Origin of the sequence: Sporosarcina sp. FSL K6-1540 (genome assembly GCF_038620285.1) — a bacterium.
In the GTDB taxonomy this organism is placed as follows: domain Bacteria; phylum Bacillota; class Bacilli; order Bacillales_A; family Planococcaceae; genus Sporosarcina; species Sporosarcina psychrophila.
Genome location: NZ_CP152018.1, coordinates 3,937,175 through 3,954,460, shown reverse-complemented (window position 1 = coordinate 3,954,460; position 17,286 = coordinate 3,937,175). Strand labels below are relative to the sequence as shown.

The following is a 17,286-nucleotide window of genomic DNA, read 5'->3' as shown; positions in this document are numbered from 1 at the left end:
TTTTAGCCCCGTAACCTAAGAGAACATCGATAAATAATGTAAACAAGTAATAATTACCGTCAAAGTTCTTTGTTTTTATACTTGACCAACAATAGCAAATATAAATGTCACAAATACAATTCCGAATAAGATAGAGATTACAGATATGTACTTCAAGAAACCCTTTTCTTTTATATATATAGCTATAAAACCTAGTACGATTCCAAGTAGGTAAATACTAAATCCAATAAAGATACCAGTCCATCCAAGAAAAGTTATATTCAATGGAGGGAACGACATAATCGACATGAAAATACCAATAATAATTAGTAATAATGAATAAATACTAAATTTCCTTTTCATTTGTAATCAACCTCTCTATTTACTTAATCTTCTAGTATCTCTTTTATTGACTTAGAATAACATAATCTATAATTGAACTAGGGATTTCCGTGACATTATTGATTTTTAATTTTTTTAAATCAAAAGATAAAAAAGTAGAATTATCATCTTTATTTGAAATAAAATACATCATATCTTTACTAAACTTCGGTTTTTCAATAGTATACCCTATTTCCGTACTTTCTAGTAATTTACTAAAATCATTATTATATTTAATTAATAATGACTTCCCAGAGTTAGAATATATAGCATAAACGTTATTTTTCTGTATATATACTCCAAGAATATTTTTTTCTTTTAATTTTTTTATTTCCAACTGCCAGTTTTCAAGGTTCAATGTATATATATAACTATCACCATTATCCATGTCTACCAGGGATATATATAACTCATTGTCATGAACAGACAAATCGGACGAAACCAAAGGTCCATCTATTACTAATTCTTTGACTATGCTATTGTCTATAGTATCGACAACACTTAATGTAAATTGATTTTCAATAGGTTCTGTAAAATCTCTACTGTAAATAAATAATGATTTTTTATCAGAAGTTATTGAAAAAGGAATTCCTTTTAGTCTGAATGGCTCTGAACCTTTTCGCCCTTCCATCTTATAAGTATAATAATTCATATCATTTTCTTTATCATAATTATAGACAAACATTTTTTCATTATTAAACGGAATCATAAATAAGGGGTGAGGGAGTTTAGAGTCAGTTATATCTATTTCATCTTTACTAACTGTAATATACTCAGATTTATAAGGGCTTATTGATAACAATTTTTCTTCATCATTGATCAATGACGTTAACCCATTACTTTTAATCACTTTTGTTTCTATTTCCTTGAGATTAGAATCTAAGAACAACAACTTACTGTCTTCATCTGTTAAATTACTTTCCAATAGTACAAAGTCTTCTTTTTGTTTCTGATTACACCCCAGCATAAATAGGAGAGAAAGGATTACAGTAATTAAGATAGATTTTTTCATTTCACATTCCCCTATTAAAAAAAGAAAGCAAATTCTGCTTTCTTTTTCACTTATTTAAATTGCTTTCACTTTACTGCCTTTAGTTAAGTCGATAGGCCAGACTGCAGTTCCTCCATTATAATCTAGTTCGACTCCTAGGTCATACCAAGCTCTCCATACTAATTGTGAGCAATAGAAAGCATCTGTTCTAGTTTTTTCATAGAATGAATAGTTATAAGGATCATAAAGTTCGTATTTAGCATTGTTAACTGCACTTTGCTTTTGACTTGCAGTTGCGCCAATTACTGTATAAGCCCGAGCATCTTTATATCGCTCTTTAAAGTTATTCGTCCAATATCTCACCCCATCAGTATCCTGCCTTAATCCCATAGCTTCTATTGTTGAATAACGATCAACAACAATTGCTGCGTGGCCTCCTACAGGTAGGGATGTAGAACTAAATCCACTTGGAGTATAAAGAATATCGCCTGTATTCCCCATAGAGCCATCTGGTATAGGTACAGCAAAAGTTTCTACATCGGAGTTAGTTAGTTTTTGATTTTCTAACTGCATATTTTTAATGTATTCAGCGGTATCTTTTTGTCCTTCCAAAACTTCATCATAGTAACCCTCAGGTATTGTGCTCTTAAATTCAATATTTTGGTCATTGACTTCTTCTGCTTTGACATTATTTTGTTGATTCGTTGCTAAAAAAGATACTGCTAATGCTAGAGATAACATGATTTTCTTTTTATACATATTTTCCATTCCCCTTTTTGGCATATTCAGTACTCACTAAATCAAGCGAGTAAATTTTATTTTCATTATTAGTCTGCAAGATAACCAAAAGCCGAAGTATTAGTGATATCCGGGTTTCCTCTATATACTTTAATTACATAAGTTGCTGGTACCATGTCTTTTATGGTAGTATTTAAAGTTTTTCCTGGTAGAACTACATATTCTTTAAGTAATTTATCAGGACCACCAGCATAAACGTAATAAATACCTACTGTAACAGCTCCATTTTCTGCTTGCATGTACACATTTCCTGTTCCGTCAATAATCTTTATACTATCCGATACAGCAACAAATTGATTTGTTTTTAACGTGACGCCAACCGCAGCAGAACCAGGATTAATAACAGCACTAGGTGTTAATGTTTCTTCACTGCTAATAGGTGTTAATATTTCTCCATCGCTATTAGCATATGCACTTTGGGATACCAAATTAAGAGATACAATAAGTATTACGAATAAAGAAATTATTTTTTTACGCATGAAATTTGCACCCTGCTTTCTAAATTTAATTTATTTTGGTTTACCGGTCAATTCTTTTAACCACCTCCAATAATCCATATATCTAACAAAACTAGTATAAATTCCATTGTGCACCCCCTGAATCTATAGTAAAGTAAGAATATTAAATAGCTACATAATATTCAAAAAAGAATATTGTTGAGGTGAAATAGTTTGCTGAATGGAAATACAATAAAAAAAATAAGGATAAATAAAGGGTATACACAAAAGTATGTTGCTAAAGACATCCTCTCCCAGTCATCATATTCTAAGTTTGAAGCTGAACTATCAGATGTTCATTCTATTGCCTATATAAATTTTCTGGATAGATTAGATATGACTTTGGAAGAAGTAAGATTTATTAATAATGATTTCAAACATGGACAGGTTCAGCAAATAATCAATAACTTCTTTTCATTACCCTATAATGATGTAACTGCATTGGAAAAGATAAAAATAGAAATTAATAATGCTTTAAAAAAACACCAAAACATTTTATTACTGGATATTAAACTTATATGTGAAGCACTAATATCCCTTAATATTAAGAATGATATTAATATCGTTCGTATAATTGTTGAACCAGTTTGGAATAGGCTTTCAAAACTTAATCAATGGTATTTAAGTGATATTCTTCTAATTAATACAATTTTACATTTCTTTCCAAATGATACTGCAATTGCAATTTCTTCTCGTATTATTGAAAGACTTGAACTTTATGATGGATTTCAGAATTCACAAAAATTAATAATTTCATTTAAAATTAATCTCACATTATTACTTATTAAAGAGGGAGACTTTTTAAAAGCGTTAGAAATGTTAACTATAATTATTCAAAAGCATAAAAAATCGATGTCATACCAATCACTTGCGGTTTGTTTTGCTAGAATTTCCATTTGCAATAATAAGTTAGGAAGAACCAACGCAACCACTTGTATCCAGCAAGCCCGACTGCTTCTAAAAATTTACGATGACTTGGATTTTTTGGTTAATGTCGAAAAAGAATATGCTTACTATAAATGATTAGATTGGTATAAAAATCCGAATGATAGATAAACTGGTAAGATGATTTTTCAAGTTGCATCTTCAGCTTCTGGTACTTCTAGGAATATAACAGTTAATGCATTTGCGTTAATCGCACTTTCAAAGTGAATCGGATATGATAAAAAAACCTTGAAACCTATACATACCAAGGACTCAGGGCTTTTTTGGGCATACATTAAATTCATGTTAATTACGACATCATGCGATCCCTTGGACACGAGAAGATTGAAACGACAATGATTTACTTGGAAAAGGTCTTCGAGAAGGAACGTCATGCAATTCATTCGTGGAAATCGGAAGGTTTTGGGGAGTATATTTAGAGATTAAATCAGGGCAGCCCCATAAGTCGTTGAAATTCCGACTTATGGAGCTGCCCTTTGTGACGCTTTCTATTTATCTGTAAAGCACTTGCTAGCTCAGTTGTTTCGAGTATTCCCAAGCTTTAAGATAGCCCTCTAAATCATGCGGATGGACCCTAATACAAATTCCGATCCGCGTATAAAGTTGGAAAATAACTTCTTCTATAAGTCTTGTTTCCTCTATAGGCACTTGTTTAAGTAATGAGAATGTTGAAAGCAATGTTTCTATATTCAAGTCATCAGATGATGAACAAAATGCATAGGTAAAGTCGTAGATTATAGGACCTACCATAGGTGATGGATCTATAATTCCGCTAAGTGTGTTATTTTGAAACACAAGATTGTGAACTCCGGTATCCCCGTGAAGCAAGTATTTAGTTTCCTGTTTTTCAACCGAAGCTATTCGTTCAACTATTGATTCCACCTTAAAATAATCTTCATTCGGCAATAAATCCCTTATATTTGTACGCGCTGATTCCAAACTACTTCTATTGAAATCATACCAAGTTTGTTGTGGTATTCCATCTAGTCTTCCCCAGCTGGCATTCTGATCGTATTTGACGTAGTGATTAAATAGTTCATTTACCAAAAGGGTCATCCATTCTATTTTTGAACCACGATTATAATGAGTAGTACCTTCTATATACGCATACAGAATAAACTTTTTTTCAGGATCTGTATAATAGAGTTTAGGAAGTAGACGAACATTTTGATACGTATGAAAAAAACGACTAGCAAAATTGATTTGTTGTGGATGATCCAATTTAAGCACATATTTGGGTACGTTATGTTCCGAAACGCTATAGACAAGGCCATCAGTCGTTCCACTCTTCATTTTAGTAATTCTTTGTTTATTGAGATTAATTATGCCTTTATCCTGTAGGCCAATGCATATTTCATCAATCTTTGATTGTTCGTTCATTAAATAACGCTCCTTGTAGACAATTCATTTTCATTTAATACCATCTGATGCTTTTAAGAAGTAAATAAAGGTTTATTTCTCACTGACAACACTAAGAAATCCAAATTATTAATTTGGATTTGCTGAATGCTACCCCTTTAGGATAAAAATGATGGACTGTTTGATTAAGAATGGACTGTTTTTATTTAGGAGTGAAATTAGCTTTCTCCCAATCGCTCAAATACATATTACTGGTTACGTTAGGATTGTTTTTCTCAACTTTACAGATAAATTCTAAACTGTTTCCATCTGGATCATTAAAATGTATTTTGGCATGGCCATATCTCTCGTTAGGCATAACGAATGGTTCGATTGGTTCAAAACCAAACGCTTTTTTAGCCTCGATATTTCTTTCTGCAAGCCATTTTCGCGAATTCCGTAAATCTTCTAGTTCTACATGGAAAGCAATATGTCGGATTGATGGGTGATAGTCGAGATTTACTTTGTCTGTTTGCCATAAACCTAACCAACTTTTGTCTTTTTCTATCCAAAGGAATGCTACTCGAGCCTCTATTCTATGGTCAAATTCTAATCCTAAACTTTCATAAAATTTAATTGAGCGTTCTAGGTCACTTACGGGTAAATGGGCTTCGTATAATCCTTTAATCATATTATTTTCATTATCTCCTATTTGTTTTCAACTGGTTAATTCCCTGTTCGTAGCAATGCTTTTCTCGATTGCATGAATACTCTCTTGATCAAAAGCCCTTATTCAACCAATCAATTTGAATACTCAACATTCACACCTAATTGCTGCAGTAAGTCAAAAAAAGTTGGACAAGTCTTTGACACACACCCTGGATCATTAATGAATACCCCTGGAACCTTTGCGCCAATCAATGCTAATGACATTGCCACTCGATGATCGTCATAGGAATCCAATGTTGCAGCTTGTGGTGTTCCTGGGTAAACGGTTAACCCGTCTTTATACTCTTCGACTTTAATGCCTAACTTTTGTAATTCTGTACAAATAGCGCTAATTCGGTCGGATTCATGATAGCGAATATGTTCCACATCTCGTATAGTAATCGGACCCGTTGCAAATGGAGCGATTGCGGCTAATGTCAACGTCTGATCTGACATATCGAGCATGCTAATCTCAAACCCGCCCTTCAACGTAGGTGTTCCAACTAACTCAATAAAGCCTTCTCCTCTAGTAACAGTGCACCCCATTTTTTCATAGACATTAATCATATTAATATCAGGTTGACTGTTTTCGGGTGAAAGATTGGTAATCTTAATGCGACCATTCGTAATAGCTGCTAAGGCTAAAAAATAACTTGCAGTTGAAGCATCTGCTTCTAAATCGAGATCACAGCTCTTGTATTCTGATTGAGGAATAACAATTTCCCTAAGGTCTTCAGTAAATTGGGCTTGTACTCCGAATTTCTCCATTAGATTTAGTGTTATTTCAACGTAGTCTGGCTGAACAATGTGATCAGGGATCGTTACAGTTACAGCTTTTTTTGCATACGGACTTGCCAGTAGCACGCCACTTATAAATTGACTTGAAATCTTTCCAGAAATACTAACTGAACCTCCCGTGAGTTCATTTGCTATTATACGGAGAGGGAAATAACCATCTTTATCCAGATAGTCGATCTTTGCTCCCATTGCGGTAAGTACGTCTATTAAAGGTTTTACTGGCCGTTCACTCATACTGTTACTTGCCTCAATAACCCAATTTCCGTTTTTCGCAACTGCTAATGCACCAGGAAGAAAACGAGCAATCGTGCCTGCAGCCCCAATGTATAAGTCTGCATTTTCATTTGGCCAAACTGCATTATTGCCATGAACGGTAATCGTATCCCCTTCTAGTTCGGTCTTGATGCCAAGGCTATTGAGTACATCGATACACCAATATGAATCATCACTTTTTAAGATTCCGGATAATGTTGAAGTTCCGTTAGCTAAAGCTGCTAGTATCAACGCTCTATTCGTAAGACTTTTACTCCCTGGTATGCTTATTTCACCGTTAATGGATTGCACTTCAGGTGGAGATAGACTTACACTTTGAACTTGATTTAAGTTTGACCACGGTGACCGTGCTTTCAAATCTACATTACTCAAATTAAACACCCTTCCCGAGATTGAATTTTCCGATATATCTTACTAGTACTTTATCATAAAACTACACTACTTGTGTTTATTTCAATTACAAATATGCTAAATAGATGTGTAATTCATACCGTTTTTAAAACGTAATGTAAGTATCTACGAACTTGGATGATTCGTTCAGTCAATGAAGCTGATACGATTATGTAGAATTGCTCACTTTCATCCGTTTTATATAATTTACGAATAGTTCTTCTTTCATCTGGCCAGAAACCAACCAATAAATTTGTTTCTTCCATTTCACGTGCTATATTGTACAAATAGCCATTAGATGGAGACCAACCAAACAAACTATTCAATTGCTCTTGAACCTCGGCCATATGAAAAGATTGACGATTTAAGCTAAGTCGCAGAGCCATAAATCGTACAACATCCTTTACAGATAGCAATTTTGATATAAATAATCTAAAGTCTGCGTGTAGTGGCTCAATCGAGGATTGTGGTAGCGATCCATTTTTAGTTAAAAAGTAATAGAACCTATCTATAACAGTCGAAACTTCACTAAAGCGAAGTGCATAAATAGTTTCGTATTCCAGAAGACGAGCTTTTCCTTTTTCAGTAATTTGAAAGACCTTTTTGCGGCCTTCTGTTCGGGAAAAAAGAAAACCATTATTTTCTAAAGCGGTGGTAGTACGTGCGACATATTCATAGGAAACGGAACGTCCTGGGAAATCCAAGTTAAAGTGTTCATAGAGTGCTTTTGAATAATTTTCTCGTTCAAGAATAGTTCTTAACAAGAACAAGGATAGGGCATCACCAACACTAAATCCAACAGCTTGCTGAAACGAAGGCAACTTCATAATTAGACAACCCCTAATATTTTTAATAATCATACACCTCGCTAGTACATATATCAATAGTATTATCGGTTGCGATGTTTCTTCATCATTTCAAGCTATCCCTCCTCCTTAGTTGATGTCAGTAATACTTATACGGGAGTGTTTTATAAGTGGAGAACAAACTAGTAGCGAGCGTTGTATTTTTATATGCACTAGCGAGGTTTCGTTTATCGGGTGTATATACACTATTCAAAATAATCTAAAGCAACCGTTAATTATATTTTTAGAGGTTCTGGCAGTAAAATATGGATTATCAACGTTAAGGAAAGTATAAATTAAAAAGCCCAATTTCTCTGAAAATTAAAATAGAGAAATTGGGCTTTAATGAAGTTCTTTCATCTATCTAGATTGAAACTTTTAATATTCTTTTAAGCCAAGCATTGATAAACCGCCATCAAATCACGTTTATTTAACTCACGTATACGATTGAAGATTGGAATATCTGCAACGGCCTCAGTATATAGGTTTTTCTCAACAACATCACTTACTTTACCAGTAAGCCATGTTTCAACTGCTATACCTTCGACAACTTCCTGAAGTCCTTCTTCAGTGATGCCACTTTCATTACAACTCACACATGGGATCGTTAATTTATATACGCCATCATGGAGATTATCTTCTGTAATGACTTTCTTTCCTTTACAGAATGGACATGGATGACTTTTTTTAATTTTATTAATTTGGGTTACAATTTTTTTATATCCAAAGGCTTCATAGACATAGACAAGCTTTTTATATTTTCCATTGGTGAAATACTTATCAATGATCGTTTCTCTGGTCTCAGTGATCTTATCAAAATCGCAGATCGTAACCTGGTTATTCGTGCTGATGGATTCGATATTGCTGCTAATTTTATCCCAGAATGGTAAGGCATTTTGTAACACCACTTCATAACCAGCAAAGCTTGCCATTTCCAATTCAAATACTTTCAGCGCGACTTGTGTTTCCCTAGGCAGTAAAGAGACATCTTCAGTCAAAGTCATATCTCCGCCGACAATAGATTTCAATTTTATCAGTTCAGGTAACGCTCCTACCGTTTTCAATGCTTGATCAATCGGCTGGTTTATAATCTCACGAATATCCGTATTTCCAAACTTGAGTTGATTATGATGGTTTAACACAGACCCTTCGCAAATCGGACATGATATTATCTCTTTGGATGCTTTCATATGCTCTTTAATAATCGATTTCGAAATAAACATATACATCCCAATTATACTATTGAAGCCTTGCCATGTTCTCTGTGCCTTAGCTGCTTTATCATAAAACGACTTTTCTAAATACCCATATAAAAAGGTATGCTTTTCTTCTTTTGTCATTTCATTATAACTTTTACTCATATCGTGACCGAGTTCATTCTTAATTTCATCAAAAATGAATTCCAATCTTGAATATTGATAATGTTTTAATACCTCCATCACATCTGGATGCAATAGGCCATCCCAGAACGGAGCGTTTTTGTCTTGAATCACAACATCTATATCAAACTTTTCAATCACTCGGCGGCCCGAGCAACTTGGACAATGATTGTCTTGATTATAGAAATCGAAGCGCTGCGTATTTTTATTGGTCGGATGAGCTGCTACAATATGGTTGATCAATCCACCCATTTCATAGAGAAAACTATATTGACTATACAAATGTCGTTCCAAATCAATGGCGATTACGGGTGCAATTGTTTCGGATTCGTATTCACCATAAATCAACCGTGCCATTGATGATAAGCTTTTTAAGATACCGCCCTTATAGACGTTTTCTGCATTTTTAAAATAGGCAATTTGATTTTCTTTTAAGTAGTTTACGCCATTTTGTTGATGGATGGTTGAAGAAATTTGCAACGGAGTAACTCTATCCGTCCTGTTTTGTTGACGATAATAATCATCATGACTCACAATATCAAGGTGTTGAACAGGTGCAAGCTGTCTTTTACCAAAATCAACGATAAAATCAGAGCTTTCCATCATATAAGAGTTATGTTCAATCATAATTATTGAAACAGATTCATCCTGTAGAATGACCCTAATACTATCAATGAATTGATTTAAAATATTTTGTGATAACCCTTTTGAAGGTTCGTCAAAAATAAAAAGCGTATGGGGGTTTCTCGAGTTGGCAAACAGCTCAGAAACTAAATGGACACATTGAAATTCACCATTCGATAAAGACTGTGTTTTTCTTTCCAACGTCAAATAACCAAGTCCAAGTTTAATCAATAGGCTCAGGCGTTTATAAGCGATGTCTTCATTCGGCAGTTCATCAATAATGTCTTCAATCGAGCGCTGAAAAATATCATCAATTTCTTCACTATATTTTTTGAGTTTCCTTTTAATATCAAGAAAAGTCGCAACTGTTGACCGACTGGTAATCGATTGGTTGCGATTTTGCCCCACCATTACCAATTTATCTTTTGGATATCGCTTCAGAAAATCTTTAGCCATACACTCATTGACAAGTGTAGATTTACCACATCCAGACTCACCCGTAAAAGTTATAAGTCTATTTTGGGGAATCTGAATTTCAGCCATTTGAATATTACGACAGTAAAGATCATGAAACTGGAAGTACTCCGTCGGCATTGACTGATTTCGTTCCGAAGAGATTGGTTTTGGACGTGGGGATTCTTCAACAATTTTCCCGCCATATTTACCACTACCAGGCCCAAAGAACAATTGCTGATCCGTTGTATCGAGCACCGTGTCAGAATGGTCAATGAGCCAAATTTGATTCTTATACCCCAATTGCTTAATCTCTGCTAAAATTTTCAATAGTGTTTGGTGATCAAGACCCACGGAGATTTCATCAATTATAATTACCGTATTTTCACTTGTTGCCATGAATTCTGCCAAGTAAAGTCGTGTTAATTCTCCACCAGACAATGTACCCATAATGCGATTTAAAGTTAAGTAACCAATATTCATATTGATAATATTTTTAAGAATATGTTGTTTCGCTTCACTAATATGTAATTCTTCTCCGAGAGAAAGAATTGATTCAATGCTTAAGTTGTTGATATCAGAAATGCTCTGTGGTTGCTCCAATAAATCTATCTTATATTGCTCAACTTCAGGATTATAGCGCCTGCCCTCACACTTTTTACATTCGACATTTTTAGTAGTTCCGCGACCTTTACAACCTGGACACCAGCCTAGCTCATTATTAAATGAAAAAACTTCTGGAGACAGTTCAAATTTTTCAGCAAGGGTAACACGAATGTCTTTAAATACGCCTGTATGTGTACCTATTGTAGAACGTGGATTGGAAGAAATCGCTGATTTTCCGAGAAAAAGGACTAAAGGCATTTCTTCCATCTTGATGGCACTGAAATTGGTTTCCATAATACGGGGAAATAAATACTGATATTCAGACTTTGGCAATAAGGAAACGAGACGCTTCTTGGATTCTTCACCAATTGTTTGACAAAAAGTTGTTTTACCAGATCCAGACAAACCAGCAATTCCTAACGATTTATCTACTGGTAGTGTTGCATCTAAGTTGTTAATATTGTTCGCAATTAATTGATTTATTTTCACAGTATTGTCCTCTCCATTCTCTAAATTTAGTCTTGCCACGTTTGCTAAATTATAATTCAAACAAAAATTGTTAGATTACTTAATCCTTACTTCCATTAAAAATGACGCTTTCCATGTTCCGGAAAAGCGCCATATTGTTGAAGAATGGATTATTTTTATAATAAAGTTAGTCCTGAAAAGCAGACATCATAAAGGATGAAGAAATCATTTTTACAGTTCTGCTAATACATTTTCGAGTTGCTCACCCATTTGCGTCCAAGCATATGTAGCTCCCTCGATGGCTCCTGGTTGTGCTTTTGTTGCTTCACTAAATCCAGTTTGATCGAAATGTAGATGGACAGTTCCATCTGAACCTTCTTTCAAAGTCCATGTAACAGTAGTGCTTTCTCCGGCACTTAGCCAAGTGTAAGATAATTTATGAGGCTCGTCCACTTCGAGCACCTCGCTATCTACAATGCCATCCCACCATTCGTTAGGCTCTGTCCGAAACTGGAATTTATGTCCAACGACTGGTTTAAAATCATTATCCCATATCCATTTCGCAAGTGTGTCCGAATCCGTTAAAGCGTTCCACACCTGCTCGATAGAACTTGTAAATTGATAATCTAATGATACATCTGATTTCATTTTTTCTCCTCCAATAAAAGATTTAATTTAGCAATTCTTTCATTCCAGAATCCTTCGTAAAAGGATACCCAATCTTGAACTTCTTTCAACGGGGTTGCATTCAGCCGATATCTTGTTTCCCTACCGACCTTTCGAGCAATTACTAGATTCGCCTCTTTAAGGATCGATAAATGCTTAGATACTGCTGTACGCCCCATTTGAAAATGAACGGTTATCTCATGTAGGGGTAATTCTTCAACATCCGCCAACATTTGAATTAACTTTCGCCTTGTTGGATCGGCAACAGCGTCATAAACATCCCTCACTTGACTTTTTTCGTTCAAAATCAGCCCCGCCTTTTCATTAATATTTCCTGTAACGTCACTGATTAAACTTCATAATAATTACGACACCTTTTGTTGTCTTATTTATTATAGGACACCTAAAGGTGACATGTCAAATTCCCTTGCTATTCTATTATCCGGTTCTTTAATGGAATTGGGCTGTATGGATTATTTTCTAATAAATTTAGCCCTGTATCCTTGAGTGATTTAATCTTGCATTTTCCCTCGTATTAAATCAATCAATTCAAATAAATTCTGCGTACTTCGAGTGATCCGAATTAAGTCTATAACGTAAATAATGTAATTTCCTCGTAGATACTCTAACAACTTCTAAAGTTGTTCACAATCCTTTGTTGCTTCAGAAAATTTTTCTTCAAAAAATATGTTTTTCAAGGTAAAAAGCCGGTAATTACGCCGGCTTTCGCAAAATGCTTATTCCTATTATTTCTTCATAAAATACTTCCGCCCCAACCGTTCGACAAGCGTCGGAGCGACTGCGTGGAGTTTACTCGTGACACCCATATACCAAGGTAAATTCACATCGCGAACTGGTTTCCCTACTGTTTTAACCACCGCATCGACCACGGTTTCCACAGTCAATAAATGCCTGCCAAGTGATGTGCGATAAGTACCTGTTTCATCCGCGAGATCCAGAAAGGGTGTGTCAATCGGACCTGGGTTAATAGTCGTCACATGGATATCGAATGGAGCCACTTCCATACGAAGCGCGTTCGTATAGCCGATAATCGCATGCTTAGACGCAGCATAAATAGAAGCCTTGGGTGTTGCCACTTTTCCAGCTTGTGAACCCAGAAAAATTAAATGTCCGCTGCGGCGTTCCATCATGCTCGGCAACAGAAGTTTAGTCAGCTGCATGGGTGCGATTACGTTGACTGTCATCATGCTTTGAATCGCTTCATCAGACGTTTCGTGAGCGAAATCGAATGAGCCAACGCCCGCCGAAAAGATGATGACATCGGGTGAACCAATCTTCGCCATCAATTGCTCAACATCTTCTTTTTTCGAAAAATCCGCAGGTATCGTATTCGCACCTTCACGTTGCAACTCCTCTAAAACGGCAAGTGCCCTACCTGTCGCCCACACCTCGTAACCTACTGCCAACAGCCGTTTAGTCAGTGCGTATCCAACCCCGCTAGTCGCACCTGTTATGAGTATCGATTTATGCTTGTTCATAATGCAGGACGCCGCCTTCATCCCTTGTTTCGCGAGCTAGCCCTTCATTGACAAGGTAATCAGTTTGCCCAATCGTTTCAGAGAGTGTAAGACCCAGTTCTTTTTCATAGACAGCCGGGAACAGTTCTCGGGTTAAATCGAAAATTGTCCTTGAGCCATCGTTCATCATAGCAAGTACCTTTAACGCACGTTCGCGCTGTTTCACTAGTCGACTTTCAATAAGTTCGTGAGCATTCCGTACTTCATTGCCATGCCCAGTATAAATAATGTCTACAGGCAATGTCAGTATACGTTTCAACGATTCGTTATATTGCAATAGAGAATGCGGCCGTCCCTGTGCAGGATCAAGTGGTGGTTCAATAAGCGGGTTTGAAGACACTTTTTCAAGCACTAAGTCTCCACCAATCATTGTTCTATTCTCTTCATCCCATAAGACGATGTGGCTTTGAGCGTGGCCAGGTGTTTCCATAACTGTCCAGCCAGTATGCCCCGGAAGCGCATCACCCTCGGCAATCATACTATCCAGTGGACGTTCCCCCATAAGTGCAGTGGATCGTTTCATCTTCTTAACCCAACCAAGGTACTGCTCAGGCACTCCTTCTTCGATAAGACAATCGAGATAAAACGCATCATGATAGCGGAAAAAAGCTTCATCCCGTTTGAGCCATAAATCGTTATACACATGACCAAGAACTTTAGCGTTATCAAACGCGTCAATCCAGCCAGCATGATCAGGATGATGGTGTGTCAAAATGACTTGTTCAATATCGTTGAATGCATACCCAGCTTCCTTGATGCCCTGTTGCAATGCTTCAAATGCTTCAGGGGTTTTCGGCCCCGCATCAACGAGTGACAATGTATCTCCTTTTATCAGAAATGCATTTACATCGCCAACTGCGAATGGTGTTGGTATAACAATTTTCTGTATCATATGTAAAATCCCCTTTATTAATATGAATGAGTATTCAGTCCATTGTACCTTTTTTAGTAGCAAGCGTCATCTTTTGAATCAATTCTCTACCATGAAGTTTTAAAATGGTATAATCAAAGTATCTATTTTAACAGTTATTTACGACGATATAGAATTACTAGGAGGGCTTAAGCATGGGATTATTCGGATTTTTCAAAAGTCAATTTATTGAAGTCATTGAATGGACGGACCAAAACGCAAGTACAATGGTTTACCGCTTCCCCGTCCAAAACAACGAAATAAAAATGGGTGCAGAATTAACCGTTAGGGAGTCACAAGTTGCCATTTTCGTCAATGAAGGTGAAATTGCGGATGTATTTGGGCCAGGACGTCATCTATTATACACACAAAACATGCCCATCTTAACGAAATTAAAGTCGTGGAAGTTTGGATTCGACTCCCCTTTCAAAGCGGAAGTCTATTTTGTGAATACGAAGCAGTTCATCAACCAGAAATGGGGCACTTCGAATCCAATCATGATGCGCGATTCGGAATTTGGCGTCATTCGATTACGTGGCTATGGCATATACTCATATCGCGTATCCGAACCTGTTGTTTTCTTAAAAGAACTGTTTGGCACGAGCGCATCCTATGACACCAGCAGCATTGAGGGTCAGTTGAAAAAAATGGTGCTGTCGGGACTTACAGATCTGTTTGCTGAATCGAATATTGCTGCTCTAGATCTAGCGATGAACTACGACGAATTAAGTGAAAAAGGCAAAGAGAAGATGAAGCAACGATTCAGTACATTCGGATTTGAAATCACTTCGTTGTATATTGAAAACTTATCACTCCCTGAAGAAGTGGAAAAAGTATTGGATCGAAAAACTGCAATGGGTGTTATTGGTAACATGAATCAGTATCAGCAATACCAGGCGGCAGAAGCAATTAGAGATGCGGCGCAAAATGAAGGCGGCGGATTAGCAGGTGCAGGTGCAGGCATTGGTGCAGGGGCTGCGATTGGCAGTGTGATGGCAAACGCTCTCCAAGGCAACCATCAACAAACTAATTCGCCTTCAGCACCGAAACCAGAAAAAATGACTTGCCCTCATTGTCAGGCACTCATTAATACGAACGCAAAGTTTTGCGGCGAATGTGGGGAAACTGTACAAAAGCAAAAAGTGCCATGCATTAGCTGTCAGGCGGCAATAAATGAAGATGCAAAATTCTGCGGGGAATGTGGCGCAAAACAAGTGACCGAAAAAACATGTGCGAAATGTGGAAAGGTAAATGCCCCGAATACAAAGTTTTGTGGGGACTGTGGCGACAATCTGCAACAGTGATGGATAGAGAGGTGTTCGAGTGTCCAGTTTAGAAAACAATGAGCGTGTGGAAGCGATGATAGTTGAACAAACGGAAGTGAATAAATGCTCTTCCTGCGGTGGTAATACAGTTTTTGATCCTTCAAGTGGAACACTTAAATGCCCATTTTGTGGGAGTGAAAAAGAAATCACGACATCGCGAGAAAACACGATTGAACTTGATTTCTTACAGGCACTAGAAAAAGAAGACCACAGTTGGGATGATGAAAAGCGAGTTTTCAAATGTGGAAATTGTGGTGCCGAAACCCTTTTAGATAAAGATAAGGTAGCAGATTTTTGCTCATTTTGTGGATCGTCGCATATTGCGGTAACGGAAAACCACGCAGGTATCAAACCAGCTTTGGTCCTCCCCTTTCAAATTACAAAAGACGTAGCGGTCGAAAAATTCAAGGTGTGGATGAAAAAGAAATATTTTGCTCCTTCCAAGCTGATCCAATCGTATAAATTAGACCATTTGGCTGGTGCTTATATTCCTTACTGGACGTTCGATTCTCAGACGAATTCATCCTACGTCGTACAAATTGGTACGTATTATTATGTTACAAAAACACGGACTGTAATTGAAGATGGCAAACCCAAACAAGTAACAGAACAAGTGAGAAAAATCAGGTGGCGTACAGAACATGGTCATTATAGCAAGTTCTTCGATGATGTATTGGTGAAAGCTTCACGTAATGTGGCCAGTGGATTGATTGATAAAGTGGAACCTTTTCATCTAAATGGACTTGTTGATTATAAAATGGACTATTTATCTGGATTTTTGGCAGAAAAGTATTCAATTCCATTGAAGGATGGATGGAATGATGCCAAAGTTGTCATAGACGATGGAATTACAAGTGGTATACACGGCAGAGTTCATGGCGATGTTGTTAATATAGTCAGTGTCTCCACCGACTATGACAGCATTACCTACAAACACATTCTATTGCCTTTATGGATTTCATCATTCCAGTTCAACAATAAGGTCTATCGCTTCCTCGTCAATGGACAAACTGGCAAAGTAAGCGGGAAATCCCCTGTGAGTGCCGTGAAAGTATCGATTGCCTTAGGGATAGTTATTGCGATTATGATTGCGATTTACTTTATCTTGAAAATGACCTAACGATAACTCAATAAAAATTAGATAGTTGACTTTTTTTAGACGACGTGCAATAATCGGTCTAATTCAAGTACATATAGGCGTTGACGAAGACAAGTAGTTGCGGCAATGGAGAACAGAAAATGTGGTCACCGGCTGAAAGCCACATCCCCTCTCCCGCTTCTAACCTCCTTCTGAGCTGCTGTGGAAACACAGGCGTGCCTTTCGCGTTAAGAAAGAACGAGATGTATCGGTGTTATGCCGGTAAATTTAGGTGG

At 36.6% G+C, this 17,286-nt stretch carries 16 protein-coding genes and 1 pseudogene; 3 read left to right on the top strand and 14 right to left on the bottom strand.

Going from position 1 to position 17,286, the window contains the following annotated elements; translation table 11 throughout:
• Positions 1–75 precede the first annotated feature (75 nt).
• The 4 genes from MKY15_RS18600 to MKY15_RS18585 form a co-directional block, all read right to left on the bottom strand.
• Positions 76–342 carry a hypothetical protein gene (locus MKY15_RS18600; RefSeq protein WP_067209249.1) on the bottom strand — a complete coding sequence of 89 codons (267 nt, stop codon included), beginning with the start codon at positions 340–342 and terminating at the stop codon, positions 76–78.
• A 43-nt stretch (positions 343–385) separates the two neighbouring features.
• Complete coding sequence (locus MKY15_RS18595) at positions 386–1,372, bottom strand: hypothetical protein (protein ID WP_338656717.1); 987 nt, start codon at positions 1,370–1,372, stop codon at positions 386–388.
• Between the two features lie 54 nt (positions 1,373–1,426).
• Positions 1,427–2,110, bottom strand: a complete 684-nt coding sequence (locus MKY15_RS18590; RefSeq protein ID WP_067209245.1) for a YiiX/YebB-like N1pC/P60 family cysteine hydrolase — start codon at positions 2,108–2,110, stop codon at positions 1,427–1,429.
• Positions 2,111–2,178: 68 nt separating this feature from the next.
• Positions 2,179–2,628: a hypothetical protein gene (locus MKY15_RS18585; protein ID WP_067209243.1), complete on the bottom strand. Its 450-nt coding sequence runs from the start codon at positions 2,626–2,628 to the stop codon at positions 2,179–2,181.
• A gap of 192 nt (positions 2,629–2,820) precedes the next feature.
• Between MKY15_RS18585 and MKY15_RS18580 the strand changes: the two genes are divergently transcribed.
• Positions 2,821–3,669 carry a hypothetical protein gene (locus MKY15_RS18580; RefSeq protein WP_342538210.1) on the top strand — a complete coding sequence of 283 codons (849 nt, stop codon included), beginning with the start codon at positions 2,821–2,823 and terminating at the stop codon, positions 3,667–3,669.
• A gap of 432 nt (positions 3,670–4,101) precedes the next feature.
• On the opposite strand, the gene MKY15_RS18575 is transcribed toward MKY15_RS18580, so the two are convergent.
• From MKY15_RS18575 to MKY15_RS18530, 10 genes and pseudogenes are all read right to left on the bottom strand, one after another.
• Positions 4,102–4,971 carry a phosphotransferase gene (locus tag MKY15_RS18575; protein WP_342538209.1) on the bottom strand — a complete coding sequence of 290 codons (870 nt, stop codon included), beginning with the start codon at positions 4,969–4,971 and terminating at the stop codon, positions 4,102–4,104.
• A 181-nt stretch (positions 4,972–5,152) separates the two neighbouring features.
• On the bottom strand, positions 5,153–5,620 hold the full coding sequence (locus MKY15_RS18570; protein ID WP_338652353.1) for a VOC family protein: 468 nt from the start codon (positions 5,618–5,620) through the stop codon (positions 5,153–5,155).
• Positions 5,621–5,730: 110 nt separating this feature from the next.
• Positions 5,731–7,080: a 3-phosphoshikimate 1-carboxyvinyltransferase gene (aroA, locus tag MKY15_RS18565; RefSeq protein ID WP_342538207.1), complete on the bottom strand. Its 1,350-nt coding sequence runs from the start codon at positions 7,078–7,080 to the stop codon at positions 5,731–5,733.
• A 113-nt stretch (positions 7,081–7,193) separates the two neighbouring features.
• Positions 7,194–7,925, bottom strand: a complete 732-nt coding sequence (locus MKY15_RS18560) for a hypothetical protein (protein ID WP_338652355.1) — start codon at positions 7,923–7,925, stop codon at positions 7,194–7,196.
• Positions 7,926–8,332: 407 nt separating this feature from the next.
• Positions 8,333–11,494 carry an ATP-binding cassette domain-containing protein gene (locus MKY15_RS18555; RefSeq protein ID WP_342538206.1) on the bottom strand — a complete coding sequence of 1,054 codons (3,162 nt, stop codon included), beginning with the start codon at positions 11,492–11,494 and terminating at the stop codon, positions 8,333–8,335.
• A 210-nt stretch (positions 11,495–11,704) separates the two neighbouring features.
• The gene (locus tag MKY15_RS18550) at positions 11,705–12,121 is read right to left on the bottom strand and encodes an SRPBCC domain-containing protein (RefSeq protein WP_338652358.1); all 417 of its coding nucleotides are present in this window, start codon (positions 12,119–12,121) and stop codon (positions 11,705–11,707) included.
• Positions 12,118–12,444: a metalloregulator ArsR/SmtB family transcription factor gene (locus tag MKY15_RS18545; protein WP_067209217.1), complete on the bottom strand. Its 327-nt coding sequence runs from the start codon at positions 12,442–12,444 to the stop codon at positions 12,118–12,120. Before MKY15_RS18545 ends, MKY15_RS18550 begins: the two co-directional genes overlap by 4 nt.
• Positions 12,445–12,602: 158 nt before the next feature.
• A pseudogene (locus tag MKY15_RS18540) lies at positions 12,603–12,828 on the bottom strand (recombinase family protein); the annotation flags it as partial.
• Positions 12,829–12,885: 57 nt separating this feature from the next.
• A complete protein-coding gene (locus MKY15_RS18535; RefSeq protein WP_338652362.1) occupies positions 12,886–13,638 on the bottom strand; it encodes an SDR family NAD(P)-dependent oxidoreductase in 753 nt (250 codons plus the stop codon).
• Positions 13,625–14,569 carry an MBL fold metallo-hydrolase gene (locus MKY15_RS18530; RefSeq protein ID WP_342538204.1) on the bottom strand — a complete coding sequence of 315 codons (945 nt, stop codon included), beginning with the start codon at positions 14,567–14,569 and terminating at the stop codon, positions 13,625–13,627. Before MKY15_RS18530 ends, MKY15_RS18535 begins: the two co-directional genes overlap by 14 nt.
• A gap of 173 nt (positions 14,570–14,742) precedes the next feature.
• Here MKY15_RS18530 and MKY15_RS18525 point away from each other — a divergent pair, with 173 nt between their 5' ends.
• Positions 14,743–15,891, top strand: a complete 1,149-nt coding sequence (locus tag MKY15_RS18525; RefSeq protein ID WP_338652365.1) for an SPFH domain-containing protein — start codon at positions 14,743–14,745, stop codon at positions 15,889–15,891.
• A 19-nt stretch (positions 15,892–15,910) separates the two neighbouring features.
• Positions 15,911–17,032, top strand: a complete 1,122-nt coding sequence (locus MKY15_RS18520) for a hypothetical protein (RefSeq protein WP_338652366.1) — start codon at positions 15,911–15,913, stop codon at positions 17,030–17,032.
• Positions 17,033–17,286: the final 254 nt, after the last annotated feature.